A 26,157-nucleotide genomic window follows, 5' to 3' on the forward strand; every position below is an offset into this window, starting at 1 on the left:
GCGACGAGGGCTTTGGTGGCTATCTCGCTTTTACACCACTTGACTGGACACTACCCATCGTTTACACTGTGGGCACGAAAGCGTGGTCAAGCACCGGCCCGCACCCACCCCCGCGAATACCGTGACGAAAAGTCGATGACAAACAACCATTCCGCCCTGCAACTGGACACCTCGGACTCGACCCCCGAGCTCGAAGCGAGCTACTGCGGCCCGCTGTTGATGATCGAATCGCACATCATCGAGAACCGCCGCCAGATCGAGACCTGGTTCCGCGAGCAATGGCGAAAGACGCCGGCCCCCTTCTACGCCTCGGTCGACCTGCGCAACGCCGGCTACAAGCTCGGCCCGGTCGACACCAACCTCTTCCCGGCCGGCTTCAACAACCTCAACCACAGCTTCGACCCGCTGGTGGTGCAGGCGATCCAGTCGGCGGTCGAGCACGCCTGCCCAGACGCGCGCGGCATGCTGATCATCCCGGAGCGCCACACGCGCAACCAGTTCTACCTCGAGTCACTGGCCACCATGGCCGAGCTGTTCGAGCTGGCCGGCTTCGAGACGCGCATCGGTTCGCTCGACGCACTGGATGAGCCGGCGCACTTCGACCTGCCGTCGGGCCGCACCCTGACCCAGCACCCGATCCACCGCGAAGGGCGCCGGATCGAGGTGGACGGCTTCTCGCCCTGCACCATCGTGCTCAACAACGACCTGTCGGGCGGGCGCGAGGACATCCTCGAGGACATCGAGCAGACCGTGGTGCCGCCCACGGCGCTGGGCTGGTGGCACCGCTCGAAGTTCAACCACTTCAGCCATTACCAGGCACTGGCCAATGAGCTGGCCGACCTGATCGACCTCGACCCCTGGCATCTCGCACCGATGATCCTCGACTGCGGCCAGATCGACTTCATGAAGCGCGAGGGCGAGAACTGCCTGCAGGAAAAGGTCAGCGAGATGCTCGCCGCGATCCAGAAGAAGTACGACGAGCTCGAGATCAAGGAAAAGCCCTTTGTCGTGATCAAGGCCGATGCCGGCACCTATGGCATGGGCGTGATGATGGCCCAGTCCGCCGAGGAGGTGGTCGGGCTCAACCGCAAGCAGCGCACGCGGATGGCCGCCTCCAAGGACGGCCGCAGCATCAACCGCGTGCTGATCCAGGAAGGCATCTACAGCTTCGAGAAGCTGGGATCGAGCGGGCACGTCGCCGAGCCGGTGCTCTACATGATCGACCGCCATGTCGTCGGCGGCTTCTATCGCGTGCACACCAAGAAGGGCCAGAGCGAGAACCTCAACTCGCCCGGCGCGGAATTCGTGCCGCTGCCCTTCACCCAATCCTGCGTGACGCCAGCACCGGGCGCCTCGCCCGACAGCGACCAGAACCGGCTGTACTGCTACGGCGTGGTCGCCCGATTGGCCCTGCTGGCCGCCGCGCGCGAGCAACGCGACCTGATCGGCGGCCCAGCCGACGCCCCGTCCGCCGGCTGACCCGAACCGCAAGCGGAGCCCCCATGCGTATCGCCGTCGTCATGGATCCGATCGACCGGATCAAGCCCTGGAAGGACACCTCCTTCGCCTTCCTGCTCAGCGCCCAGGCCCGCGACTGGGGCTGCTGGTACATCGAGCCCGACTGGCTGTTCTTTGCCGACGGCAAGCCGCAAGCCCAAGCCGCCCCGATCACGGTGATCGATCGCGACACGGACTTCTACACGCTCGGAGAACGCACCGTTCACGCGCTGACGGACTTCGACATCATCCTGCAGCGCCAGGACCCGCCGATCGACCTCGACTACCACTACATCACCGGCCTGCTCTCGCTGGCCGAACAGGCCGGCGTGGTGGTCGCCAACCGCCCGGATGCCGTGCGGGCGGCCAACGAGAAACTCCTCGCCCAGCATTTCCCCGCCCTTTGCCCGCCGACGCTGGTCAGCCGTTCGATCGACCAGTTCAAGGCCTTTATCGCCCAACAGGGCGAGATCGTGGTCAAGCCACTCGATGCCATGGGCGGTAGTTCGATATTCAAGATCCACGCGGACGACGAGAACACCCAGGTGATCCTCGAGGTGATGACGCGCGACCAGACCGAGCTGGTCATGGCGCAGCGCTACCTGCCCGAGATCCGCACCGGCGACCGCCGCGTGCTGCTGATCGACGGCAAACCGGTCGATCACGCCCTGCTGCGCGTGCCGGGCGAGAAGAGTTTCCGCGCCAATCTCGCCGCCGGCGGCCGCGGCGAGGTGGTCCCGCTGCGCGAACGCGACCGCGAGATCGCCGCGACCGTCGGCCCGTGGCTGGCCGAACGCGGCTACTGGTTCGTCGGCCTGGACGTGATCGGCGACTGGTTGACCGAGATCAACGTCACCAGCCCCACCTGCGCCCGCGAGATCAGCGCGGTCACCGGGCTGGACCTGACCGGGCAGATGCTCGACCGGCTCGCCGACCGAATCGGACGATGATCGACCGGCGCCGGCGCGCGCTGCTGGCCGGGCTCGCCGGGTTGCCGCTGGCCACGCTGGCCGGCTGCGGGGGCGAGCCCACCTTCCGCGAGGCTGGCTTCAGCGTCTTCGGCCAGGTCTGGACCCTGCGATTCGCCGACACCCCCGCCGCGCAGATCAATGCCGCCGTGCATGCCGCCCAGGGTATCGTCGAGCCGCTCTACCGTCGCTTGCATCCCTGGCGCGACAGCGAACTGACACGCTTCAACCGCCAGCTGGCCGAGCACGGCGAGGCCGTGGCCAGCCCCGAAATTCGGGCATTGATACGGGCCGCGCGCCCCCTGTTCGAGGCCAGCGGCGGGCGCTTCGACCCGAGCATCGGTGGGCTGATCGCCCTGTGGGGCTTTCATCGGGATGCCGGCGACACGCCAATCACCCCACCCGCCGAGTCCACGCTGGACGCATGGCTGGCCGATGCGCCCTCGCTCGACGAGGTCCGGATCGAGGGCGACCGTGTGATCACCACCAACCCGCGGACCCAGTTCGACTTCAACGCCCTGGCCGAGGGCTTCGCCGCCGAACGGGTGCTCGACGCCATCGAGGCGGCCGGGGTGAGCGACTGCCTGCTCGACTCCGGCGGCGATCTCTACACCCTGGGCCGCGCCGGCGGGCGGGACTGGCAGCTGGGCATTCGTGACCCCAGGGGCGATCCGCACGGCGCGGCGGCGCTGGGTGGCGTGCGGGTCGCAGGACGGCATGCGCTGTGCAGCTCCGGCGACTACGAGCGTCGCCTGCGCTATCAGGGCAAGAGCTTCGGTCACATCATCGATCCGCTGACCGCCCGCCCGGCGCGGCACAACAGCGGCACCACGGTGCTGGGCCGCGACCCCATAACCGCCGACGGCGCCGCCACCGCGCTGATGCTGCTCTCACCCGAGGAGGCCGAGCACGTTGCCCGGCACCTGGGGCTCGACGGTATCCTGCTGGTAACCGAGAATGGCAGGCCGTGGCGTGATGCCGGCATGCAGTCGGCCATGTCGACGACGCCCGCCGGGCGCACGATCGACTGGCACACGCCCTAATCCAGAACCACCCGGAAAACGCAGGGATGCCGACCAAGGGAACGACACAAACACACCACCGCCCCGGCGACCTCGCCGCGAACCCCGCGCTGGGCTCGTCCCGCGTATTGCCGATCGCCATCGGGCTGGCCGTGCTGGCCCACGTCGGCCTGCTGCTACTCGAAATCACCCGCCCCGAAGCCGAACGGCGCCCGGTCATCGAGATCACCCTGGATGCCCCCGAGGCTGAACGCAGCGTTGATGCGGGCCGGGAGACCGATGCCGTCAATCGCGAGCTGCCGGCCGACCCGATGCTCGCCGGTCAGCGCGGCCCGGACAGCCCCACCGACACCCTCAAGGAAGACGGGCAGGGCCCGCAGCAGGAAGGTGCCTGGGCGGCGAGCGACACGCCGCGCCGCATCTCCACCCAGGATCAGATCGACCAGCTCTACGAACAAGTCAACGAGGCACTGCGCACCGGCTACGCCACCAGCCGCACGCAGGGCGGCCCTGCCGGGCGCTATCTCGCACGCTGGAAGCGCCAGGTCGAGGCCTACGGCAATCAGCATTATCCCGATGCGCTGGTGCAGCAGAACCTCTCGGGACAGGTGATCCTCGAGGTGACCATCGGCAAGGGCGGGCACGTGCTCAACCTCGCCATTCGCCAGTCGTCCGGCAACCCGATCCTCGACAACGCCGCACGCAACCTCCTGCAGGCCGCTGCCCCCTATCCGGCGTTCCCCGACGAACTGGCCGCCCGGCACGATCGCCTGGTGATCACGCGCACCTGGGTCTTCACCAGCGACCGCCGGCTGCTCGACGAGGCGACAAGCCCTTGATTGACAACCGACAGCCCCATTCGGCGGGCGTTGCGCTCACCGGACACCGCCCCTATACTTGCCCGTCGCCCGTTCTCGGCCACGGACCGGAGGACGAGGCAGGCAGCGGCCCCGGCGCGATCCGCGCGATTGCACAACGTCCGGGGCGGCCCCGAAAGGGCCCGTTCCGCGAGTCGTCATTCGGCGCTTTCACATTCAATTACAGCGTCTGCTCGGGCAGAGGTGGTGGATAAACATGGCAGTTGAACTCCCGGAAGGTTACAAGCCCTCGGAAGACGAGGAATACATGAACCCGATGCAGCTGGAGTACTTCCGGCAGAAGCTCATGACCTGGCGCGACCAGTTGATGGTCGAGTCGGATTCGACCATCAACCACCTGCGCGAAGAGAACTGGCAGGAGCCCGACATCAACGATCGCGCCACGCTGGAATCCGACGCCGCGCTCGAGCTGCGCACCCGCGATCGTTATCGCAAGCTGATCAACAAGATCGACAAGGCACTCAAGCGCATCAACGACGGCGATTACGGCTTCTGCGAGGAGACCGGTGACGAGATCGGCCTCAAGCGCCTGGAAGCCCGCCCGATCGCCACCCTGACGATCGAGGCCCAGGAGCGCCACGAGCGCCTCGAGCGTGTCCAGCGCGATGATTGATGCGGTACGCCGTCTCGCGGCTGCCGCTCTGGCCGCCGCGCTGACACTGACGGCCCTGCCGGCAGCCGCCGACACCCAGGTGCGGCTGAATACCAGTCACGGCGCCATCCTCATCGAGCTGTTCGACGACAAGGCACCTGCCACGGTCGACAACTTCCTCGCCTATGTCCGTGACGGGTTCTACGAGGACACCATCTTCCACCGCGTGATCCCGGGCTTCGTCGTCCAGGTTGGCGGCTATACCGCCGACTTCGAGCGCAAGGCCACCCGGGCCCCGGTCGAGAACGAGGCCGACAACGGTCTGAAGAATCTCCATGGCACGCTATCGATGGCGCGCACCAACGACCCGGACTCGGCCACCTCGCAGTTCTTCATCAATCTCGCCGACAATGACTTCCTTGATCGTCAAGCCGGCAAGCCCGGCTATGCCGTTTTCGGCCGGGTGATCGAGGGGCTGGACAACGTCGAGGCGATCGCCGCCATCCCGACCGGGGCAGCCGGCCCGTTCCGCCAGGACGTGCCCCGCGAGACCGTGCGGATCGAATCGGCGCACATTGTCGAGCCTGCCGAATAACCGGCGTGCAGGGGTTCCCTCTCCCTAGATCCCGCCGCCAGACCCCGTCAACGGGCGCATGAACCACGAGCAACCTCAGGTCCGTTTCGTCACCCATGGCGAAGAACTCGACGCCCTGCTCGAGGCCATGCGCGCGGCTCGCTACCTGCCGCTGGACACCGAGTTCGTCCGCGAGCGCACCTACTTTCCCCAGCTCGCCCTGCTGCAAATCGCCACCAGCGACACCGTCTGGCTGGTCGACCCGATCGCCGAGCTCGATCTCACGCCCTTCTGGCAGGCGCTGGTCACGCGTGACACCCCGGTGGTCCTGCATGCCGGCGATCAGGACCTCGACCTGATCCTCACGGCCGCCGGACGACTGCCGCCGCAGGTGTTCGACACCCAGATCGCGGCCGAACTGCTCGGCATCGGCGGCCAATTGAGTTACGCGGCCCTGACCGAGGCCCTGCTTGGCACCCGTCTGGACAAGGGCGAGACACGCAGCGACTGGCTTGCCCGCCCTCTGAGCCACACGCAGCTGAACTACGCCGTGCAGGATGTCGCGCAGCTCCACGCTCTCTACCCGCTACTCGAGCAACGCCTGCAAGACGCCGGGCGCCTCGACTGGATGGCCGAAGAGATGGCACGGCAATGTGACCCGGCGCGCTTCACCCCGCCCGACGAGCAACGCTGGCAAAAGATCCGTGGCGTGCAGACGCTCAACCGGGCCGGTCTGGCGGTACTGCAGGTCCTCGCGGCCTGGCGGGAACGGCTGGCACGCGAACAGGACCGGCCGCGCCGTTGGGTATGGGGCGACCAGGCGATGCTGGACCTCGCCCACGCCATCGCGCGACAGACCGCCAAGGCCGACAACCCGCCGAGTGCCGAGGCCATCACCGACCAGATCATCCGCGCTCGATCCCCGCTAGGCCGGGATTCGAGCGCCCAGGACGCGCTCGGTCAGGAGATCGCGGCGGCACTGGCCGGCGATCCGGCCGACTGGCCGCGGCTGTCGCGTCCACCGGCACTGCCGCCAGCGCAGCGCGAGCTGGTAAAATCCCGACAGGCAAGGCTGGTCACCGTCGCCGAGGAGCACGCCATCAGCCCCTCTCGGCTGGCCACCAGCGCCGAACTCAGACAACAGCTGGCCAATCCGGATCGGCCATCTAGGCTCACGCAGGGCTGGCGAGCCCCACTGCTCGCGCCCATCCTGCAGGCACCCGACTAGGGAAGGTCTGCACGAATCCGATATCGCTCTGCGCGCACTGAGCCGCGCAGATGCAAGGCGCTCGTCCGCCGTGAAAGAGTTATTCTCTTTCCAAGGACGACAACACCGCAGATGCGCGGCTCAGAGCGCGCCCTGCGGGGCTTGGCGAGCCTTCCGTGCTCGGTGTTGCGCCGTCTTGACGTGGCCACCGGCACGTCGGCGACGACGCGCGTTGATCACGAATGGCTCGCCAAGCCAGAGTGATATCGGATTCGCGCAGACCTTCCTCAAACCCGCACGACCCGGAGGACCTTCCGCAGATGACCGACAACGAGATCATCGAGCTGATCCAGGCCGAACTGCCCGACGCCCGCGTACGGCCGGACGGTGAAGGCTGCAATTTCCGCATCGCCGTGACCAGCAGCGCCTTTGTCGGCAAGTCCCTGCTGCAGCAACACCAGATCCTCAATCGCATCCTCAAGCCGTCGCTTGATTCGGGCGAGCTGCATGCCGTCACCTACGACACGCGGACGCCCGACAGCTGATACGCCCAGACTTGCGCCACCCGGGGTGAGTCACCCCCCCAAGTGAATAAAACCGTTACGCGAGGGACCCTCATGGCCATCGATTCCAGCAACCGTGATCAGATCGAGGCCGCCGCCTTCCGCCGGCTGGTGGCTCACCTGCAGGAACGCACCGACGTGCAGAACATCGACCTGATGAACCTGGCCGGCTTCTGCCGCAACTGCCTGTCACGCTGGTTGCGCGAGGAGGCCGAGAAGCAGGGCATCGACCTGGAGGATGCCGAGGCGCGCGAACACGTCTACGGCATGCCCTACGAGGAGTGGAAGGCCCGCTACCAGAAATAGGTCGGGCCCAATAAAAACGCCCGGACCAGCATGGCCCGGGCGTTTTTTGTGACGCGACGTGCAGCGCGCTTACTTGAGTGCCGGCCACTCGCCATCGTTCAGCGCCTTGGCCGCGCGCTCGCGGTAGTAGTCGACATCGGCATTCTGGAATGGCTGGGTGTCATTGACGGTGATCACGCGGAACCAGCCGGTGTAGATGGCCAACAGCTGGTCGACACTGAACCCAGACACCTCGCGCGGATCGTCGCTCTGCTGCGCAAGCTCGCCGAGCTGCTTGTCGAGGATCTCGTGCAGGCGCACGATCACTGCCGCCAGTGGGTCATCGCGATGCTCGGGGGTGGTGCCGCCGAGCATGCGCGCGGCCGTCTCGACCGACTCGGGGTAGCCCTCAAGCTTGGCGGCGACGTCGTCGAGCATCGGTGCGGCCTTTTGCAGGGCTCGCGATGCCGGCACGGGGAATCCTCTGCCCTGGGTCGATTCGACCTGCATCTTGCCGATCTCCATCGCCGCCACCATGCGCGGCAGGCCCACCTCCTCGGCACGACGGATGGCCACGTCGAATCGATCCGGCGTCATGCCCATGCCGCTGCCGAGGTACTTGAGATAGGCGATACTCAGGTTCTCGCGCTTGAGATAGAGCTGGCTGCCACGCCGATAGGTCATCACCTCATCGGTCAGCAGGCGCTGCTCGACCACCAGGTCATCCGGGTCGTCGGAAACGATTTCCGCACCGGAAAGCGCTGTGCCACCCGAGGGATGGCAGGTGCCGCTCAGCGTCTTGCCCTTGCCCGTCTGGACCTTGTTGATCCGGAGGGTCAAGGTGCCATCGTCATGCACCTGCTCGACGAAACCCTCGGCGTAACCGTCCAGTTCAGGATTGGGTTCGAACATGGGCACGAAGACCTTTTCGCCCACCTCGAAACTTGCGGCGGACGCTAGGCCGGCGGAGAGCAGCAGTGTCGCGCCAACGGTGACGCCGGCCACACGGGCCATATGACGGCTGATCGGTTTCATGACTCGTTCACGAACCCACTCACCGATAATGGCGGGCACGCCCATTCCAGTTGTCTGCCCCGCTGAAAGGGAGATCCACATTATCGTTACCTCGAAATACCTGTTTTCCAAGCGCGCAAGGCCGCGCCGGGTCACCGAGAGACCAGCGGCCTCTCGCCGAGTTCATCCCGCATCGAATCACGGGGCCATCGCATGAAGGCCAACGTGCTCGAACGGCTGAACGACGAACATGGCCCGCTCGAGGTGACCGAACAGGGCGGCGAAGTCGCGCTCCAGTTCGGCAACCACACCTCCCAATCGGCCTGGCGACCGGAGCAGCCGGAGCAACTCTGCTTCGCCTATTACCGGGCCATGATGTTGCCCTTGGCGCTGCACCCGCACCCCGCCCGCATCGGGCTGCTGGGGTTCGGTGGCGGCGTCCTGGCGAAGTTTCTTCTCGAACATATCGAGTCTAGCATCCACGCTGTCGATCTGCGCCCCGCCCTTGGCCCGATTGCCGCGCGTCACTTCGGACTGGACCTTGAGCACCCCCGGCTGGACCTGCAGTTCGCAGACGTCAGTTCACCGGACTGGGAGCCGCCGGCACCACTGGATGTCGTGCTGATCGACCTGTTCGACCAGGACGGCATGATCCGCCTGCCGAATGAAACGGTCGCGCGGCTCGCCGAGGCGGTGGCCCCCGGTGGCATGATCTGCCTCAACCTGTGGCGTAACCACATGCCGGCAGTGGTCGAGGCCCACCGGCAACTCTCGGCGCACTTCCACCCGGACGCGCTGGTCGCCCACGTGCCCGACCGCCTGAACACCGTGATGACCTACCGGCGGGAGGCCTGGCGCCCTGAGGATCTGGAGAACGGCTTGCGACGACTCACCCGGGAAAGCGCGCCACTGCGACGCGCTCAGGGGCAGGCATGGCAATGGCTGCAACCGCTCCGGGGTCAGCGTCGGTAGCCGAGGAGGAACGCGCCGGGCAAGGATCGCCCGGGCAACAATAGCGCGGGGCGCAGACGAAGAAAGGCCCGCCATGGAAGGCGGGCCTTTCGGGATGTGGCGCAGCGGACGGGACTCGAACCCGCGACCCCCGGCGTGACAGGCCGGTATTCTAACCAACTGAACTACCGCTGCTTATAGAGATGATGGTGGGTGGTGAGAGGCTCGAACTCCCGACCTAAGCCTTGTAAGGGCTCCGCTCTACCAACTGAGCTAACCACCCGATGGAGCGGGAAACCGGATTCGAACCGGCGACCCCAACCTTGGCAAGGTTGTGCTCTACCAGCTGAGCTATTCCCGCACATCTCTCGCGACCGATCGCTCGACCGCGTTTGCTAGAGCGCGCATTATACAAACCCGGATTCGTGACGCAACCCCTTGGGGACGCGGATGACGAAAAAATTTCAGCGCCCCACTCGCCGGACCAGCCATCTCATTGATCGCAGGCGACAAATCCGGCCCCAAAGACGCCACGCTTGCTGCGAAAAACTGTTTACCTCACCCCGGCAGGCGCTCCCCACCGCTGGATGGCGCACCCACCCCTTCCCGGGCCGCAGGTCGATCGGCGTCGGCGGACGGCTGGTACAGGCCGATCAGGATCCAGCCCGGCCCCGGCCGCTGGCTGAGCTCGTCACTCAAGGGCCGCAGGTTGCCGTTGGGGGTGATGCCGAACAGCAACTCGCCGCGCCCCTCGTAATGAGCGAGGTACTCGCTGTAGCCAAAGCTCTCCGTCAGGCGGGTGCTGAACAACTCCGCACCGGCCTCGACCAGGCGAAACAGATGACCCAGCGACACATCCTCGCGGAACAGGCCGCGGGCGTTGAACTGGGTGGTGATGCGCTGGTTGTCCGAACCGGCCACCTCCTGCGGGGTCTGCAGCACGAACACGTTCGACTGGCCAAACTCGTGGCGATAGCGGACCGCGGCGAGGTTGTTGATCTCCGACTGCGCCGACATGGCGAACATCTGGCCGATGCCGACCAGGTCCAGCTTGCGGTCGGCCGCCTCGGAGACGGGATTGCCGTAATAGGTCTCCAGCCCGTCCATGCGCGCCTGGCGGATCTCGCTGTAGTTGCCGTCGGCCATCACCACGCGAAAGCCATGCTTGTTCAGCACCTTAGCGATCTCACGCGTGACGCGATTGGCGCCGACGATCAGCACGCCGTGATCCTCTGGCAGGGCGATGTCCAGGGCCCTGGCCAGCGGCCGGGCGGTCAGCGAGGCCAGCACCACGGTGCCGACAATGATGATGAAGGTCAGCGGCACGATCACCTCGGCGCCTTCAAGCCCCTGCTCGACCAGCTTGAGCGCGAACAGGCCCGAGACGGCTGCTGCGACGATACCCCGTGGCCCGATCCAGGCAATCATGGTCTTCTCGCGCCAGTTCAGTCCGCTGCCGATCGCCGACAGCCAGACCTTCAACGGCTGGGCGACAAACACGATCGCCGCAAGCACCAGCAACGCCCCGAAGCCCACCTGACTCAGGGTGGCCGGATCGATGCGGGCAGCAAGCAAAATAAACAGCCCGGAGATGAACAGGATGCTCAGGGTTTCCTTGAAATGCAGGATGTCGTCAAGCGGCACGCCACGCATGTTGGCCAGCCAAATACCCATCACGGTCACCGCCAGCAACCCGGACTCCTCGGCCAATACGTTGGATGCGGTGAAGACGGCCAGCACCGCGGCCAGCACGGTCACGTTGATCAGGTAATCCGGCAGGGCATGGCGCACCAGCAACTGGCCGAGCAGCCAGCCACCCGCGACACCCAGCACGGTGCCAAGGCCGACCAGCTCGAGGAACGGCAGCACCACCCCCTCGAGCCCCGCCGCCCCGGTCTGCGACTGGGTGACGATGAACTCGTAGACCAGCACGGCGAGCAGGGCGCCGATCGGGTCGATGATGATCGCTTCCCAACGCAGGATCTTGCTTACCCGCGGGCTGGGGCGAACGATGCGCAGCAGGGGCGCGATCACCGTTGGCCCCGTCACCACCACCAGCGCCCCGAACAGGAACGCGATCGGCCAGTCCAGGCCAACAAACCAGTGTGCCGCGGTGGCCGCCACCCCCCAGGAGATCACCGCCCCCAGGGAGACCATGCGGACAATGGTCGACGAGACCCCCTGTATCTCCCGAAAGCGCAGAGTCAGGCTGCCCTCGAACAGGATCACGCCGACGGCCAACGAGACGATCGGGAAGAGCAGGTCGCCGAACAGCTCGTCGGGGTTGAGCAGGCCGAAGATCGGGCCCAGCGCGATGCCGATCAGCAACAGGAACAGAATCGCCGGCACTTTCACCCGCCAGGCGAGCCACTGCGCGGCAATGCCCAGCACCACGATGGCGGTCAGGGAAAGAAGAATCGAGTCGTGCATCAAGAGGCTCGCTTGGGAAGGTCTGCACGAATCCCCAATGCCTCTGGCTTGCCGGCTTGTTCGCCATCAAGGCGCCGATCCGAAGGCGGGCTCATTGCCCGGCGAGGATCGGCAACACCGAGGGCGGACAAGCCGGCAAGCCCCGCAGGGCGGACCGCCAGGCGCCCATCTGCTGCGTTGCAGCGCTTGCCAATGACGATGGCCATTGATCTGCGCACGGCGCCTTGCATCTGGACGCCTGGCGACCCGCAGAGGCGTTGGGGATTCGTGCAGACCTTCCGTGGAAATCAGCCGGCATGATAGACGTTATTCGTCCCCTCGGGCGAATCCCCGTCGCGGGGTCGGGGGAAGCCGCAGGGCGACCGGGGCCAACGTCCCGCCGACACCCACGCGACCAGCGACGCGGTGCGCAGCACGCAAAAAACCCGGGAGGCCCCGGGTTGCGATGACGATCGTTGGCCGGTGACGCCCCGCCCGGGGGCGCCTGGCCAGGCGGACGGCTTACGGATGAATGTACGCCCAGCCTTCCATCTGGCGATCGGCGACGTGGGCCACGCCGGACGGGACGACGTCGGATTCCTTGGTGTCGTAAAGGTCGTCCTTCACGTCCAGGTTCTTGCCGCGCAGGGTGTTGGCACAGACCTTGATCTCGACATCATGCGCCTTGACGTTGTCGATGGCGGCCTGCAGTTGCGGGTCGTTGCGCGCCTCGGTCAGCATGGCAATGCCACCGCCATGGACGGCGATCTCGATCTGGGTTTCCGGGCCGGACGGCGAGTTGATGTGGTTCGTGACGTTACGCAGGGCAGCCTTAATGGTGTTCATGTCCGACTTGTTGACATGATAGACGACCTGCTTGGTCTTCTCGGTCTCGGCCAGGGCGGCGTTGGACTGCAACGCCAGCGGCGCGGCGATGATCAGGGCAAGGGTGGCGATCAGCTTTTTCATGGCTTTCTTCTCCTTCAGTATCAAAACCAGTGAGAGCACCCTACGCCGCCAATACCCAAGCGTGGAAGTCGAATATTTTTATTCAACGAGCACATTCATAAATCAAAGCAGTTGCGAATATTCGCAACTCTTTTCTTAAGAGAACAGCCAGATACGGACAGCCACATCCAGGCCGCCCGCCCCGGAAACGAGAAAGGCCCGTCACGGGACGGGCCTTTTCAGGACAGGAGGGGGGGATGACGACTCAGGCGTCGTTGTTGCCTTGAGTGACGATGCCCCGGCTGCGCGAGAAGTCGAGCATGCGCTGGATCGATTCGACCGCCTTGACCCGGATCGCGGGGTCGACCGTGATCTCGTGGTCTTGCGGGTGCTTGAGCGCGTCCCGCACGCTCACCAGGCCGTTCATGGCCATCCACGGGCAGTGCGCACAGGAGACGCAGGTCGCCGATCGCCCGCCGGTGGGTGCCTCGATCAGCGTCTTACCCGGTGCGGCCTCGGCCATCTTGTGGAAGATGCCGCGGTCGGTGGCCACGATCAGGGTCTCGTTAGGCAGTTCGGTCGCCGCCTTGATCAGCTGAGAGGTCGAACCGACCCGGTCGGCCATGTCGACCACCGCCTCGGGCGATTCCGGGTGGACCAGGATGGCGGCCTCCGGGTGCTTCGCCTTGAGCTCGGCCAACGCGTCGGCGCGGAACTCGTCGTGGACCACACAGGAGCCTTCCCACAACAGCATGTCCGCGCCGGTCTTGTCGCGGATATAGCGCCCCAGGTGCTTGTCCGGCGCCCAGAGGATCTTCTCGCCGCGCTCCTTGAGGTGCGTGACGATCTCCAGGGCGTTGGAGCTCGTGACCACCCAGTCGGCGCGCGCCTTCACCTCGGCCGAGGTGTTGGCGTAGACCACCACGGTGCGGTCGGGGTGGGCGTCGCAGAAGGCGGTGAACTCCTCGGGCGGACAGCCGAGGTCCAGCGAGCACTCGGCGTGCAGCTCGGGCATCAGCACACGCTTTTCCGGGCTGAGGATCTTGGCCGTCTCACCCATGAAGCGCACCCCGCAGACGACCAGCGTCTGCGCCTCGTGCTCGGCGCCGAAGGCCGCCATGTCGAGCGAGTCGGATACCCGCCCACCGGTCTCGTCGGCCAGGATCTGCAGGTCCTCGTCGACGTAGTAGTGAACCACCAGCACCGCATTCTGCTCGACCAGCAACTCCTTGATCTCGGCGCGCAGGGCCTCGCGTTCTTCGGCGGTCACCGGTGCGGCCGGCTTGGAGGCCAGCGCAATGCGGGCGATCTCGGGCTCGAGGGCGACGGGGATCTCGCGCGCGGCGCGATCGGATTGGGCATTCGCGGTCATACGGCCTCCCGGGAAGGACGGCGCGCCGGGCAAGCCCGACGGCCAACGAACAAGGCATTGCTGCCACCCATAACTATAGACGGCAGCACCGATTGCAAGCGTAGGGGATCTACCCCCGGGGTCAGCCCTGGTCTTCCTTGTTTTCCTTGGGCGGCAGACGCAGGCGAATCGACAGATCACGCAGGGCGGCCGGGTCGACCTCGCTCGGGGCATCAGTCAGCAGGCAGGCCGCCGACTGGGTCTTCGGGAAGGCGATCACGTCGCGGATGGAGGTCGCCCCGCTCATCAGCATCGCGATGCGATCGAGACCGAAGGCCACGCCGGCCATCGGCGGCGCCCCGTACTTGAGTGCATCGAGCAGGAAGCCGAACTTGTCCTGCGCCTCGGCCTCGTCGATGCCCAGGTGGGTGAACACACGCTGCTGCATCTCCGGGTCGTGGATACGCACGGAACCACCGCCCAGCTCGTAGCCGTTGAGCACGAAGTCGTAGGCCCGCGAGCGGACGTTCTCTGGCTCGGAATCGAGCTTGTCGATATCGTCCGGGTGCGGCGCGGTGAACGGGTGGTGCAAGGCGTAGTTGCGGCCGTCCTTCTCGTCATACTCGAACATTGGGAAGTCGACCACCCACAGCGCCTTGTAGCCGTGCTCGACCATCTCGAGATCATGGCCGAGGCGTACGCGCAGCGCGCCGAGTGCCTCGTTGACGATCTTCGTCTTGTCGGCGCCGAAGAAGATCAGGTCGCCGTCGGCCGCGCCCGTGCGCTCCATGATGCCGGCGATCGCCTCGTCGGTGAGGAACTTCAGGATTGGCGACTGCAGACCCTCGCGCCCGGCGGCCGCGTCGTTGACCTTGATGTAGGCCAGGCCCTTGGCGCCGAAGATCGAGACATACGTGGTGTAGTCGTCGATCTGGCTGCGCGGCATCTTGCCGCCCTGCGGCACGTGCAGTGCAGCGACACGACCGCGCGGGTCCTTGGCCGGGCCGGAGAAGACCTTGAAGTCGACGTCCTTGACCAGATCGGCCACGTCGACCAGTTCCAGCGGAATGCGCAGGTCGGGCTTGTCGGAGCCAAAGCGGCGCATGGCATCAGCCCACGTCAGGCGCGGCAGCGGATCGGGCAGAGCGACCTCGACCGCCTCGATGAAGAGATGACGCATCATCTCCTCGATCAGGTTCATGACGGTCTCTTCGTCGGCGAAGCTCATCTCCAGGTCGAGCTGGGTGAACTCCGGCTGACGATCGGCGCGCAGGTCCTCGTCGCGGAAGCACTTGACGATCTGGTAGTAGCGCTCGAGCCCCGATACCATCAGCAACTGCTTGAACAACTGCGGTGATTGCGGCAGGGCGAAGAACTCGCCCGGGTGGGTGCGCGAGGGCACCAGGTAGTCGCGCGCGCCCTCCGGGGTGGCCTTGGTGAGCACCGGGGTCTCGACGTCGATGAAGCCGGCGTCGTCAAGGAAGCGACGCATGGCGCTGGTCACGCGGTGACGCAGACGCAGACGATCGAGCATTTCCGGGCGACGCAGGTCGAGGTAGCGGTAGCGCAGCCGCACGTCCTCGGAAACGCGCTCGTCGTCGAGCTGGAACGGCAGCGGCTCGGCGCGGTTGAGCACCGTCAGCGACAGACCGAGGACCTCGATCTGACCCGAGCGGATATTGGGGTTTTCGGTGCCCTCGGGGCGATTGCGCACCCGGCCGCGCACCTGGATGACGAATTCGTTGCGCAGTGTCTCGGCGAGGCCGAACATGTCCGGGTCGTCCGGATCGAACACCACCTGCACCAGGCCATCCCGGTCGCGCAGGTCGACGAAGATCACGCCACCGTGGTCACGGCGCCGGTTGACCCATCCGACCAGCTCGATTTCCTGGTCGAGCAGCGCCTGGTCGACTTGTCCGCAGGTATGTGTCCGCATCGGCATGGTCATCAAATCCGTCGTGGTGAAAAGCCCGCTATGGTAGCGCCAGCGGCGGGATTTTTCGAGCGCTGCCGGCCGGCTCAATCCTTGTCGCGCGAATCCGTCCGGCCGAGGTACGGCTCAGGTGGCGCGGTATCGAGCACACGCCCATCGCCATCGCGACGCGGTGGAAGGACCACGCCCAGCGACACCACCATGCGAAAGCCCTCCTCGACGGTCATGTTCAGCTCGACCAGCTCCGAGCGCGGCACCATGATCACGAACCCCGAGGTGGGGTTGGGCGCGGTGGGCACGAACAGCGTCACCAAGTGTTCCTCGATGCGATCCTGCACCTCGCCGATCGGCTCGCCCGAGACGAACGCGATCGACCAGGCGTTGCGGCGCGGGTACTCGACCAGCACCACCTCGCGAAACGAGCGCGAGTCCTGCGAGACAAAGGTCTCGATCACCTGCTTGACCGCCGAGTAGATGCTGCGCACCAGCGGAATGCGGTTGAGCAGCCGCTCCCAGGCATGGATCAGGCTGCGCCCGAGGATATTGGCCACCAGGGCCCCGGTCAGCAGCACGATCACCACGGCGAAGAACGCCCCCATGCCGGGCAGCTCGAAGCCGATCAGCGCCTCCGGCCGGTAGGCCGAGGGCAGGAGCACGATGCTCTTGTCCATGAAGGAAATCAGGGCGTTGACCACCCAGAAGGTCACCGCCAGCGGTGCCCAGACCAGGATGCCGGCAATCAGCCAGCGGCGCAGGGTGACAAAGCGCCCACCCTTGCCGGGCTTGTCCTCGTCGTCCGGCATCTGCGGCTGCTCGCTCATGCGCCCCCCGCGGCCCCCGTCATGGGCAACAATGGCCGCATCCACGAGGCGATGGCCGCCAGTAACGCCAGCGCGGCAAGCAGCGTGAACCACTGGCGCAGTCGCTGGTACGACCAGCCGACCGGCAGGCTATCGAGCCAGTGGCGATCGATCTGCCAGGAAACCACCAGCAGCAGGAACAACAGCGAGAGCGACAGCACCGCCCAGGGCAGCATCGCCGCAACCCAGGCGGCCAGCACCAGCAGCGCGCCCCAGGCCAGGCGATGGCGCGCATCCCCGACCAGCAGGGCGCGCTCGGCAGGCGTGGTCGCCAGGACCACGCCCCAGTGGATCGCACCGAGAAAGCCGAGCATCACCGCGGCATAGGCGGACAGCGCATCGAGCGCATGGGCCGACCAGGCCGGCGTGGTCATCCACGCCAGTGCCGCCAGGGCCCAGAACGGGATCAACAAGCCGAACGCGAGCAGGTAGGCGGTAGTGCGCATTCCGATCTCCTTGGCCCCGGGGCCGTGACTTACGCCGGGCGGCGCAATGAACTTGTTGTCATTCTAGGCCAAGCACCCGCCGGAACAACCATCCAGAAACGACATCGCCCGGGGGAGGCCCGGGCGATGGCTGGCTAGCAGACGTGGCTCGGCTCAGCCGGTATTGAACTTGCTCACCTGACGCGATAGCTCGTGGGCATAGCGAGCCACCGATTCACCGGCATCGGCGGTTTCCTGAGCGGCCTGGGCGTTGTCGCTCGTGGTCTCGCTCATGTGCTCGATGCTGGTCTTCATCTCGCCGGAGACGGCCGTCTGCTCCTCGGCGGCCGCGGCGATGCGCGTGCTCATGTCCTCGAGCCGCTCGAAGGCCGAGGCGATCTCGTTGAGCATGCGGTCGGCCTGGGTGACCGCCTCGAGGCTCTTGTTGCTTACCTCGCGGCCGGCGGTCATTGCCTCGACCGCCTCGCCGGCACCCTCGCGCAGCCGGGCGATGATATCGGTGATCTCGCGGGTCGAATCCTGGGTGCGGTTGGCCAGCGAGCGCACTTCCTCGGCGACGACCGCGAAGCCGCGCCCCTGCTCGCCGGCACGCGCCGCCTCGATGGCCGCGTTCAGTGCCAGCAGGTTGGTCTGCTCGGCGATCGAGCCGATGACGTCCAGCACCTTGCCGATCGACTGCGACTGATCCGAGAGGTTGGCGACAATGCCCTCGGCGCGGGTGAGCACCTCGTCGAGTTCCTCGGCGTTGCGGGCGCTGCCGTTGACCTGACCCAGACCGTCATGCAGCTGGCGGTTCGCCTGCTGCACGGCCGAGCTGGCCTCCTCGGCCCCGCGGGCGACCTCTTCGGCGGCCTCCAGGGTCTGACCCATGCCGGTCATCAGCGAATCGATCGCCGCCTCTTCGCGCTTGGCGCCTTCCCGACCGCGCCGCGAGGCACGCTCGAGGCTTTCGGAGGCCTCGGACATGGCCGACGACGAGCGGGCCACCTCGCGCACCAGGTTCTGCGCGGTGTCGGCGAAGGTGTTGAAGGCCGCCCCCACCTGGGCAATCTCGTCGTTGCCCTCGGCCGGCAGCCGCTGGGTCAGATCACCGTCGCCTTCAGCGATATCGCGCATGCGACCGGCGATGTGTTGCAGCGGCCGGGAGATGGTCAGCACCGACAGCCAGGCCAACAGGCCGACCACGAACATCCCCGTGACCACCGAGCCGATCTGCCAGTTACTGGTCGACTCCAGTGCCGCCATCAGGCTCTTGGAGCGCTCGGCGATCTCGCCCCGCTCGCGCGCGACGATCGACTCGACGCTTTGCTCGATCTCCTTGAAGACCGGCGTCAATTCGGTCCGCACCAGGTAGGCGTCCATGCGCCACTTCTCGGAGGCGTGGATGTCGAAGGCGCGGTTGGCCGCCTCGATGAACTGCGGCAGCTTCTCGTTGAGTTGCTCGACGGCATCAAGCTGCTCGAAGGTAAGCAGATAGTCGTACTCGTCGGCGATCTTTTGCGAGCGCTCGAGGGCCTGGTTGGCGTAGAGGTTGAAGTTCTCGCGCAGGGCCGGGGAACGGAAGGAGATAAAGCCACGCAGGCCGGCCACCACATTGCCCCAGTCGCCCTGCAGACGGGCGAGGTCAATCACCAGCCGGCGACGGGAGTAGCGACTGGCATCAGCGTTCTCCTCGGCGTTGAGCAGCTGGCCGAGAAGGCCCGCGATCTCGCGCTGCAGCGGGTTGGCATGCACGTTGGCGTACTGCATGCCCGGGTTGTTGGCCGCCTCGTCGCCGGAAATGGTTATGACCTTTTCGGCCGTCGCGGTGAATCGATCGAGTTGCTCATCAAGCTTGCCGCCGGCGTTGTCGCGGTAGCGCGACAGTTCGGTCCGTGCCGCCTCGACCTTTTCCAGGGCGTCGCGGAAGCGGGCGAGGTCCTCGTCGCGCTGGCTCTGCAGGTAGAAACCCAGCGCCCCGACCCCGCGTTCGACCTGGATGCGAATGGTGTCGGCGGCAAAGGCCGCGGGCTGACCGCGCTCGACCACTTCCTCGACCTCGTGGGCCACCTTGTTCATGTTCACCATGGTGAGCACGGCGATCGCGACCATCAGGGCCAGGATCAACCCGAACCCGAGCAGGTTCTTCTGCGACAAACTGAAACGATTCAACCAACCTAGCATCTGCTCCTCCTGCCCTCGTTCCTATATCAGGACGGGCTGATTCCCGCGCGATTCTTGTGGGTAAGCGTTGTTATCGACCCGCGGGGCAAAAACTTGATGCCCGCGAGTGTTTTCGCGCAGACCTTCCCTGACCGCCGCCAAGATCCCGTCAGTTGCCGACGAGGCTCATTAGGAATGCCACGAACCCGGCCACGGCAAGCAGGATCAATGCCACTCCGAGCCATTCCTCGCGCGACCCCTTGCGACTGGCCGCCATCATCGGCTTGACCCGGGGCAGCAGGAAGAGCAGGACCGCGCCCAGCAGCACGGCCATGCCGATCTTCATCCAGAGATCCATCACGTCACTCCTTGCGGCCCATGCCAATGGGCCCATTTCCAAGTGATTACATACAAGAAGACCCCTTGCACGAGGCAAGGGGTCCGGTGTGCTGACGCCCGTGACCCGGCCGCCGGCCGAGTCGGGCAAGCGCCCCTTGTGTCAGTCGTTCTGGTTCATCCCCAGCAGACTGAGCAGGTGCACGAAAAGGTTGAAGATGTTCAGGTACAGACTGACGGTCAACAGCAGGTAGTTGTCCTCCCCACCGTTCACCATCCGGCCGGTGTCGTAGAGGATAAAGCCGCTCATCAGGAGGACGACCGCCGCGGAGATCGCCATGGACAGCGCCGGGATCTCGAGGAAGATGTTGCCCAGCATGGCCGCGAGCACCACCACCAGGCCGACCACCAGAAAGCCGCCCATGAAGGAGAAGTCACGCCGCGAGACCAGCGCGTAACCGGACAGGCCGAGGAAGATCGCGCCGGTACCGCCCAGGGCAGTCATGACGATCTGCCCACCGTTGGGCAGGGCGAGGTAGTGGCTCAGCATCGGGCCCAGCCCGAAGCCCAGCAGGCCGGTGATGGCGAACACCACGCCGAGGCCGGCGGCCGAATGGGCCGTGCGCGGCAGGACGAACCAGACCAGCACCAATGCGCCACCCAGGGTGAGCAGCGATGTCCAGCCCGGCACGCCGGCCAGCAGGGAGACCGTCGCCATCAGCGCCGAGAACAGCAGCGTCAGCGACAGCATCATGTAGGTGTTGCGAATGACCTTGTAGGTCTCGAGCTGGGAGACCCCCGTCTGAACGGTGGCCTGATTCTCGAATGCCATGCAACCTCACCTCGTCTCTGGTATTCATGTGATTCGGAGTTGATCCCGGAGTATAAGTGCTGTGAACTCAGGCGCAATCGCCCGACCTGATTCCAAGGAGCAGCCCCTCGTGTCCGACCTCGCCGCCCAATCCCGTCGCGTCCTGATTACCGGCTGCTCATCCGGCATCGGCCGACGCGCCGCCGAAATACTCGCCGAGCGAGGCCATCACGTGGTCGCCAGCCTGCGTAATCCGGCCGACGTGGCCGACTGGCCGCACGCCCACATCCCGGCCGTGCAGCTGGATCTGGATGACCCCGAGTCCATTCGGGCAGGGCTCACCGCGGCGGTCGAGGCGGCCGGCGGCCCGATCGAGGCGCTGTTCAACAACGGTGCCTACGGGCAACCGGGTGCGGTCGAGGACCTGAGCCGCGACACCCTGCGCGCCCAACTCGAGACCAACCTGCTGGGTACGCTCGAACTGACCAATCTCGTCATCCCGTCGATGCGTGAGGCGGGCTTCGGTCGGATCGTGCAGAACAGCTCGGTACTGGGGGTGAGCGCGCTGGCCTTCCGCGGGGCCTACGTCGCCTCGAAGTTCGCGCTCGAAGGCCTGAGCGACACGATGCGCCTGGAACTGGCCGGCAGCGGCATCGACGTCTCCCTGATCGAACCCGGCCCCATCACCTCGCGCTTTCGCGCCAACGCCCAGCGGGCCTTCGAGGCGAACATCGACTGGCAGCGCTCGGTGCACCGCGAGGCCTACGAGCGCCAGCTCGAGCGACTGAAGAAACCCGGCCCGGCCGCACCGTTCACCCTGCCGCCGGAGGCCGTGGTCCGCCGCGTGATCCATGCGATCGAATCACGCCGACCGAAGGCGCGTTACCCGGTAACCGTGCCGACCTACCTGTTCGCCGTGCTCAAGCGCCTGCTGACCACGCGGGCGATGGACCGCGTGCTGGCTCGCGCCTCGGGCGGCGGCAAGCGCTGATGAACGCGCTCGACTCGCCCATCGCGCAGCTCTACGTCCTGATCGAGTGGACGATCCGGCTCGCCGCCCTGTTCATCGTGCCGCTGCGCCGCCCGCCCGCTGCCGCGACGGCCTGGTTGCTGCTGCTCTTCTTCCTGCCGATCGTCGGGCTAGTGATGTACCTGTTGGTGGGCCGACCCCGGATTTCCCGCGATCGCGCCGAGAAGGTCGCCCATCTGACGCATACCCTGCGCCCGATCACCGACCGGCTCGCCCAAGCGGAGCCACAGGGCAGCGGCAACCTGCCAGCGCGCTTCGCCGCGGTCGACCAGATGGTGCGTCGCTGGCGCCAGTTCCCGCTGTTCGACGGCAACCGCATCGGTCTGATCGATTCGATGGACGCCTTTGCCGCCGAACTGGTGCGCGAAATCGACGCGGCCCGGGACCATGTGCACCTGACCTTCTACATTGCCGCGATCGACCGGGCCACCCGCCCGGTATTCGATGCCATGGAGCGGGCGGCGGCGCGGGGCGTGACCGTCCGGCTGATCGTCGACGACTTCGGCTCCAAGGAAAACATGCGCGATCTGCGGCGACTCGCCCATCGCGGCATCGCGGTTGGCCGGGCGTTCCCGCGCTCGAAGCTGCCGCGCAAGTCGGCACGCTTCGATCTGCGCAACCACCGCAAGCTGGTGGTGATCGACGGACAGGTCGGCTACGCCGGCTCGATGAACCTGGTGCACCCGGAATTTCGCCGCGGGCAGTCCTACGAGGACCTGATGTTGCGCATCGAGGGGCCGGTGGTGCTCGAGCTGCAGGCCATCTTCGCCGGCGACTGGTACCTGGAAACGGGGCTGCTGCTGGACACGGAGCAATATTTCCCGGCCCCGGTCACGGCCGGACACGAGTCCTGCGTCGGCCTGCCCAGTGGCCCCGAGTACCCCGAGCCGCTGCTCCAACGACTGCTGCTCGGGCTGCTGCATGCCGCCACCGAACGGGTCGAGATCGTCACGCCGTATTTCGTCCCCGACGAATCCACCCTCGATGCGCTCAAGGCCGCCGCCCGTCGAGGGGTGCATTGCGAGCTCATCCTGCCCGAATCGCTCGACCACCCGTTGGTGCAACTGGCACAGGAATCCTACTTCGACGAATTGCTCGAGGCCGACGTGATCATCCGGCGCCACCCGACCCGACTGCTGCACAGCAAGATCACCCTCTGCGACGGCCAGCTCTCGCTGGTGGGTAGCGCCAATCTCGACGTACGTTCCTCGCTGATCAACGCCGAATTCGGCCTGCTGTGCTACTCCAGCGAAACCGCCGCCCGACTGGCCGACCAGATCGAGGCCTACCGACGCGTCTGCCCACTGCTGACTCGCGAGCAATGGGACGAACGTGGCCGCGGCCGCATCCTGGCACAGAATCTCGCCCGCCTGACCTCGCCCCTGCTCTGAGACAGTCGGCAGCGGGGAATCCCGGACAATCCCGGGCGCCAACGTAAAACGGCGCCCGAAGGCGCCGTTCAGTCCAAACCGTTTGGCCGGTCCGTTGGCGGGGTTCTCAGCGGTTGGCCGCCCGTTGGTCCAAGGCGACCAACATTCGGTCCTGCGCCTGCAACTCCTCAGAGAGCTCACGCGCGGCGACCAACTCCTCCTCGTCCATTTCACCGAGGAACGACTGCATCAGCTCGTCTGCCGCCCGGTGACCGTTCTCCACCAGCGGGCTGAGCAGGCCATAGGCCGCCACGTAGTCGGGCTCGTCCAGGCCCAGGCCATGGGCGTACATCATGCCGAGGTTGTAGCGGGCCACGGTGTGCCCCTGGGCGGCCGCTTTGCCATACCAATGCAAGGCCTTCTCGTAGTCCGGCTCGACACCCTTTTCGCCCAGGTAGAGCGCGGCCAGGTTGCTCTGGGCACGTGCATAACCTTCCTCGGCAGCCCGGGTGAACCAGTCAAGTGCCTCGTCGCGATCCCGCTCGACACCCTGGCCTTGGAAGTACATGGTCCCGACCGCCAGCTGGCTCGGGGCGAAACCGGCATCGGCCGCCTTTCGGTACCAGCGCATGCCGAGTTCGTAGTTCTTCTCGACCTTCTTGCCGTTGCAGTACATGTGCCCCAGGACGTACTGGGCGAAGATGTCGCCCTTTTCGGCCTTGGGCAGCCAGTGCTCGACACCGCCGTTTTCGTAGAGATCCTGCGCGACTGCCGCCGGAAGGTCGGCCGCCTGCGCTGACAGCGGCAGGGCCAGCCCACCGGCCGCCAGCGAGAATGCCAGCGCCCGCGCCAGGCAGCCGGCGCCTAATGTATTGATACGTTTCATGATCCCTGCCCTCGTTCTGCTCCGATTCGGGAAACAAGCATGCCCCCGAAACGGCGGAAATACAATTATAAAATACCACGCCGAGTGACTGATTTCGAAGGGAAAATATCACGGGAAACGAATATCCCCCTATCAGCACATAGTGATCCTCATCACCCACGCCGGACCGCACCACGGCAGCGTTCCCGCTCAATGTGCGCAATCAATGCGCTATCGCCAGCTGAAAGGCGAACATCGCCATGAAGGACAGCACCACCACGGTCCCCACGTTGGTCGCTCTCAGGTGACGGTTGGCGTCCGGCAACAATTCGGCAAATACCATCCAGATCATCGCCCCGGCGGCCAGTCCCAGCCCAATTGGCAGGAAGGGCTCGAAGGCGGTCACGAACAGGTAGGCAGGGACGGCCATCAATGGCTGCGGCAGACTGGAGAAGATCGCCCAGCCGGCGGCCTGCCAGACCGGCACACCGCGCGGCACCAGCACCAGAGCGATGGCCAGCCCTTCCGGGATGTTGTGCACGGCAATCGCCGCCGTGATGAACATGCCCAGATCCTCGCCACCGCCATAGGAGACCCCGACTCCCACACCCTCGGCGAAGGAATGGATGGTCATCACCCCGACGATCATCAGGGCCTTTCTCGCATCCGCCCCCTGCAGGTCACTGACATCCGGGGTGTCGTGTCGATCCAGCCAGCGGTCGGCGAGCACGACCAGGACCAGGCCCGAGGCCATCCCCAGCAATACACGCCATGAACCGATGGCGCTGCCCTCGGCCACCAGGCTGTGGCTGGCCGCCAGCATCAGGCCCGCGGCCAGGGCGGCACCCACCGCCAGCCAGCGGTCATCCACGTGCCGGGCGAAGGCGAGCGGGATGGCGCCCAGCCCGGTGGTCAGCGCCGTGATCAACGCGGCGATAAAGACGGTCAGCAGGCTGACTTCGAGTGTCATCGGCGAACCCCGATCGAGAAACTGGTGCTGACTTTAGTCACTCCTCGCCCCGTCAGCCCGCCGACGGCCAGCCGAGATCAAGCTCCCCCAACGGCAGTCCTGCTCGGGCCTCGAGCCCCGAACAGGTCACCCCCAGCAGCCGAATCGGCCGGCTCCCCGCCTCGGTGTCATCGAGCAGCCCCGGCAAGGCGCCCAGCAACTCGCCGGCCGACGACAACGGCCTCGTGAAGGTGCGCCGACGGGTGATCTGAACGAAATCCGCGTACTTGACCTTCAGGGTGACCGTGCGGGCGGCAAGCTCGCGGGCCGCCAGGTCGCGTGCGACCCGCTCGACCAACGGGGGCAGGGCCGCCTCGACCTCATTACGGGCAATCAGGTCGCTTGCGTACGTGGTCTCGTGTCCCAGCGACTTGCGCTCGCGCCGGCTCTGCACGGGGCGCTCGTCGATGCCGCGCGCGATCTGGTAGTAGTGTCGGCCCGCCTTGCCGAACCACTCGACCAGCTCATGCAGTTCGTGTCGGCGCAGATCGCCGCCAGTGTGAATGCCGTGCGCCTTCATGCGTCGCTCGGTGGCTGGGCCGACGCCATGGAAATCGCCCACCGACAGCGTCTCGATAAATGCCGGCGCGGCCTCGGGATCGATCAGGTAGAGACCATCGGGCTTCTCCACGTCCGAGGCGAGCTTGGCGAGAAACTTGTTGTAGGACACGCCGGCCGAGGCAATCAGCCCGGTCGTCTCACGAATCGCCGCCTTGATCTCGCGGGCCATCAGGGTGGCGGACCCGCGACAGGCCGAGCTGTCGCTGACATCGAGGTACGCCTCGTCCAACGACAGGGGTTCGATCCAATCGGTATAGCGGCGAAATACCTCGTGAATCTGGCGCGAAATCGCGCGGTAGACATCGAACCGGGGGCGCAGGAAGACCACCTCGGGGCAGGCACGGGCGGCGCGGGCGGCCGGCATCGCCGAATGAATGCCGAACCGTCGTGCCTCGTAGCTCGCCGCCGCAACCACGCCGCGGCCAGCCGGATCGCCACCGACCACCACGGGCCGACCGCGCAACTCGGGCCGATCGCGCTGCTCGACCGAGGCATAGAAGGCGTCCATGTCGACATGGATGATCTTGCGCATACC

At 66.1% G+C, this 26,157-nt stretch carries 25 protein-coding genes and 3 tRNA genes; 12 read left to right on the forward strand and 16 right to left on the reverse strand.

From position 1 onward, the window contains the following. Nucleotides 1-135 precede the first annotated feature (135 nt). From gshA to D5687_RS09065, 9 genes are all read left to right on the forward strand, one after another. On the forward strand, nt 136-1,479 hold the full coding sequence (gshA, locus tag D5687_RS09025) for a glutamate--cysteine ligase (RefSeq protein ID WP_125199452.1): 1,344 nt from the start codon (nt 136-138) through the stop codon (nt 1,477-1,479). Nucleotides 1,480-1,502: 23 nt separating this feature from the next. Continuing rightward, the gene (gene gshB, locus D5687_RS09030) at nt 1,503-2,447 is read left to right on the forward strand and encodes a glutathione synthase (protein ID WP_125199453.1); all 945 of its coding nucleotides are present in this window, start codon (nt 1,503-1,505) and stop codon (nt 2,445-2,447) included. Further along, nucleotides 2,444-3,508 carry an FAD:protein FMN transferase gene (locus D5687_RS09035; RefSeq protein WP_125199454.1) on the forward strand — a complete coding sequence of 355 codons (1,065 nt, stop codon included), beginning with the start codon at nt 2,444-2,446 and terminating at the stop codon, nt 3,506-3,508. Before gshB ends, D5687_RS09035 begins: the two co-directional genes overlap by 4 nt. 26 nt (nt 3,509-3,534) lie before the next feature. Beyond that, nucleotides 3,535-4,326 carry an energy transducer TonB gene (locus tag D5687_RS09040; RefSeq protein ID WP_125199455.1) on the forward strand — a complete coding sequence of 264 codons (792 nt, stop codon included), beginning with the start codon at nt 3,535-3,537 and terminating at the stop codon, nt 4,324-4,326. Between the two features lie 235 nt (nt 4,327-4,561). Beyond that, nucleotides 4,562-4,978 carry an RNA polymerase-binding protein DksA gene (gene dksA / locus D5687_RS09045; protein WP_125199456.1) on the forward strand — a complete coding sequence of 139 codons (417 nt, stop codon included), beginning with the start codon at nt 4,562-4,564 and terminating at the stop codon, nt 4,976-4,978. After that, the gene (locus D5687_RS09050; protein ID WP_125199492.1) at nt 4,971-5,552 is read left to right on the forward strand and encodes a peptidylprolyl isomerase; all 582 of its coding nucleotides are present in this window, start codon (nt 4,971-4,973) and stop codon (nt 5,550-5,552) included. Before dksA ends, D5687_RS09050 begins: the two co-directional genes overlap by 8 nt. Nucleotides 5,553-5,610: 58 nt before the next feature. Further along, entirely contained in the window at nt 5,611-6,759 is a 1,149-nt protein-coding gene (locus D5687_RS09055) for an HRDC domain-containing protein (protein WP_125199457.1), read from the forward strand. 299 nt (nt 6,760-7,058) lie between these two features. After that, nucleotides 7,059-7,283 (forward strand): BolA/IbaG family iron-sulfur metabolism protein, encoded by a 225-nt coding sequence (locus tag D5687_RS09060; protein WP_158611835.1) that lies wholly within the window; start codon nt 7,059-7,061, stop codon nt 7,281-7,283. A gap of 78 nt (nt 7,284-7,361) precedes the next feature. Beyond that, nucleotides 7,362-7,607, forward strand: a complete 246-nt coding sequence (locus D5687_RS09065; protein WP_204742175.1) for a DUF1244 domain-containing protein — start codon at nt 7,362-7,364, stop codon at nt 7,605-7,607. A 69-nt stretch (nt 7,608-7,676) separates the two neighbouring features. On the opposite strand, the gene D5687_RS09070 is transcribed toward D5687_RS09065, so the two are convergent. After that, a complete protein-coding gene (locus D5687_RS09070; protein ID WP_125199460.1) occupies nt 7,677-8,621 on the reverse strand; it encodes a hypothetical protein in 945 nt (314 codons plus the stop codon). A gap of 192 nt (nt 8,622-8,813) precedes the next feature. Here D5687_RS09070 and D5687_RS09075 point away from each other — a divergent pair, with 192 nt between their 5' ends. Next, nucleotides 8,814-9,572, forward strand: coding sequence for a hypothetical protein (locus D5687_RS09075; RefSeq protein ID WP_125199461.1), 759 nt, complete (start codon nt 8,814-8,816; stop codon nt 9,570-9,572). 97 nt (nt 9,573-9,669) lie between these two features. On the opposite strand, the gene D5687_RS09080 is transcribed toward D5687_RS09075, so the two are convergent. From D5687_RS09080 to D5687_RS09135, 12 genes are all read right to left on the reverse strand, one after another. Further along, nucleotides 9,670-9,746 (reverse strand) — tRNA-Asp (locus tag D5687_RS09080). 12 nt (nt 9,747-9,758) lie between these two features. After that, a tRNA-Val gene (locus tag D5687_RS09085) sits at nt 9,759-9,834 on the reverse strand. 2 nt (nt 9,835-9,836) lie between these two features. Beyond that, a tRNA-Gly gene (locus D5687_RS09090) sits at nt 9,837-9,912 on the reverse strand. Nucleotides 9,913-10,109: 197 nt separating this feature from the next. After that, nucleotides 10,110-11,981 (reverse strand): sodium:proton antiporter, encoded by a 1,872-nt coding sequence (locus D5687_RS09095; protein WP_125199462.1) that lies wholly within the window; start codon nt 11,979-11,981, stop codon nt 10,110-10,112. Between the two features lie 501 nt (nt 11,982-12,482). Continuing rightward, nucleotides 12,483-12,929, reverse strand: a complete 447-nt coding sequence (locus D5687_RS09100; RefSeq protein WP_125199463.1) for a DsrE family protein — start codon at nt 12,927-12,929, stop codon at nt 12,483-12,485. Nucleotides 12,930-13,173: 244 nt separating this feature from the next. Next, a complete protein-coding gene (nadA, locus tag D5687_RS09105) occupies nt 13,174-14,280 on the reverse strand; it encodes a quinolinate synthase NadA (RefSeq protein ID WP_125199464.1) in 1,107 nt (368 codons plus the stop codon). A gap of 121 nt (nt 14,281-14,401) precedes the next feature. Beyond that, nucleotides 14,402-16,195 carry an aspartate--tRNA ligase gene (aspS, locus tag D5687_RS09110; protein ID WP_125199493.1) on the reverse strand — a complete coding sequence of 598 codons (1,794 nt, stop codon included), beginning with the start codon at nt 16,193-16,195 and terminating at the stop codon, nt 14,402-14,404. A gap of 83 nt (nt 16,196-16,278) precedes the next feature. Further along, nucleotides 16,279-16,995 (reverse strand): DUF502 domain-containing protein, encoded by a 717-nt coding sequence (locus D5687_RS09115; protein WP_125199494.1) that lies wholly within the window; start codon nt 16,993-16,995, stop codon nt 16,279-16,281. Nucleotides 16,996-17,009: 14 nt separating this feature from the next. After that, nucleotides 17,010-17,498 carry a DUF3429 domain-containing protein gene (locus D5687_RS09120; protein ID WP_125199465.1) on the reverse strand — a complete coding sequence of 163 codons (489 nt, stop codon included), beginning with the start codon at nt 17,496-17,498 and terminating at the stop codon, nt 17,010-17,012. A gap of 153 nt (nt 17,499-17,651) precedes the next feature. After that, entirely contained in the window at nt 17,652-19,661 is a 2,010-nt protein-coding gene (locus D5687_RS09125) for a methyl-accepting chemotaxis protein (RefSeq protein ID WP_125199466.1), read from the reverse strand. A 148-nt stretch (nt 19,662-19,809) separates the two neighbouring features. After that, on the reverse strand, nt 19,810-19,998 hold the full coding sequence (locus tag D5687_RS09130) for a hypothetical protein (protein ID WP_125199467.1): 189 nt from the start codon (nt 19,996-19,998) through the stop codon (nt 19,810-19,812). A 141-nt stretch (nt 19,999-20,139) separates the two neighbouring features. After that, the gene (locus D5687_RS09135; RefSeq protein ID WP_125199468.1) at nt 20,140-20,808 is read right to left on the reverse strand and encodes a Bax inhibitor-1/YccA family protein; all 669 of its coding nucleotides are present in this window, start codon (nt 20,806-20,808) and stop codon (nt 20,140-20,142) included. Between the two features lie 109 nt (nt 20,809-20,917). On the opposite strand from D5687_RS09135, the gene D5687_RS09140 reads away from it, so the two are divergent. After that, nucleotides 20,918-21,778, forward strand: coding sequence for an SDR family NAD(P)-dependent oxidoreductase (locus D5687_RS09140; protein WP_125199469.1), 861 nt, complete (start codon nt 20,918-20,920; stop codon nt 21,776-21,778). Next, nucleotides 21,778-23,208: a cardiolipin synthase gene (gene cls / locus D5687_RS09145; RefSeq protein ID WP_125199470.1), complete on the forward strand. Its 1,431-nt coding sequence runs from the start codon at nt 21,778-21,780 to the stop codon at nt 23,206-23,208. Before D5687_RS09140 ends, cls begins: the two co-directional genes overlap by 1 nt. A 106-nt stretch (nt 23,209-23,314) precedes the next feature. On the opposite strand, the gene D5687_RS09150 is transcribed toward cls, so the two are convergent. From D5687_RS09150 to dinB, 3 genes are all read right to left on the reverse strand, one after another. After that, a complete protein-coding gene (locus D5687_RS09150; RefSeq protein WP_125199471.1) occupies nt 23,315-24,073 on the reverse strand; it encodes a tetratricopeptide repeat protein in 759 nt (252 codons plus the stop codon). Nucleotides 24,074-24,275: 202 nt separating this feature from the next. Then, on the reverse strand, nt 24,276-24,806 hold the full coding sequence (locus tag D5687_RS09155; protein ID WP_370271315.1) for a ZIP family metal transporter: 531 nt from the start codon (nt 24,804-24,806) through the stop codon (nt 24,276-24,278). 268 nt (nt 24,807-25,074) lie between these two features. Next, nucleotides 25,075-26,154 carry a DNA polymerase IV gene (gene dinB / locus D5687_RS09160; protein ID WP_125199473.1) on the reverse strand — a complete coding sequence of 360 codons (1,080 nt, stop codon included), beginning with the start codon at nt 26,152-26,154 and terminating at the stop codon, nt 25,075-25,077. Between the last annotated feature and the right edge of the window lie 3 nt (nt 26,155-26,157).

It is taken from the genome of Guyparkeria sp. SCN-R1, assembly GCF_003932495.1.
In the GTDB taxonomy this organism is placed as follows: domain Bacteria; phylum Pseudomonadota; class Gammaproteobacteria; order Halothiobacillales; family Halothiobacillaceae; genus Guyparkeria.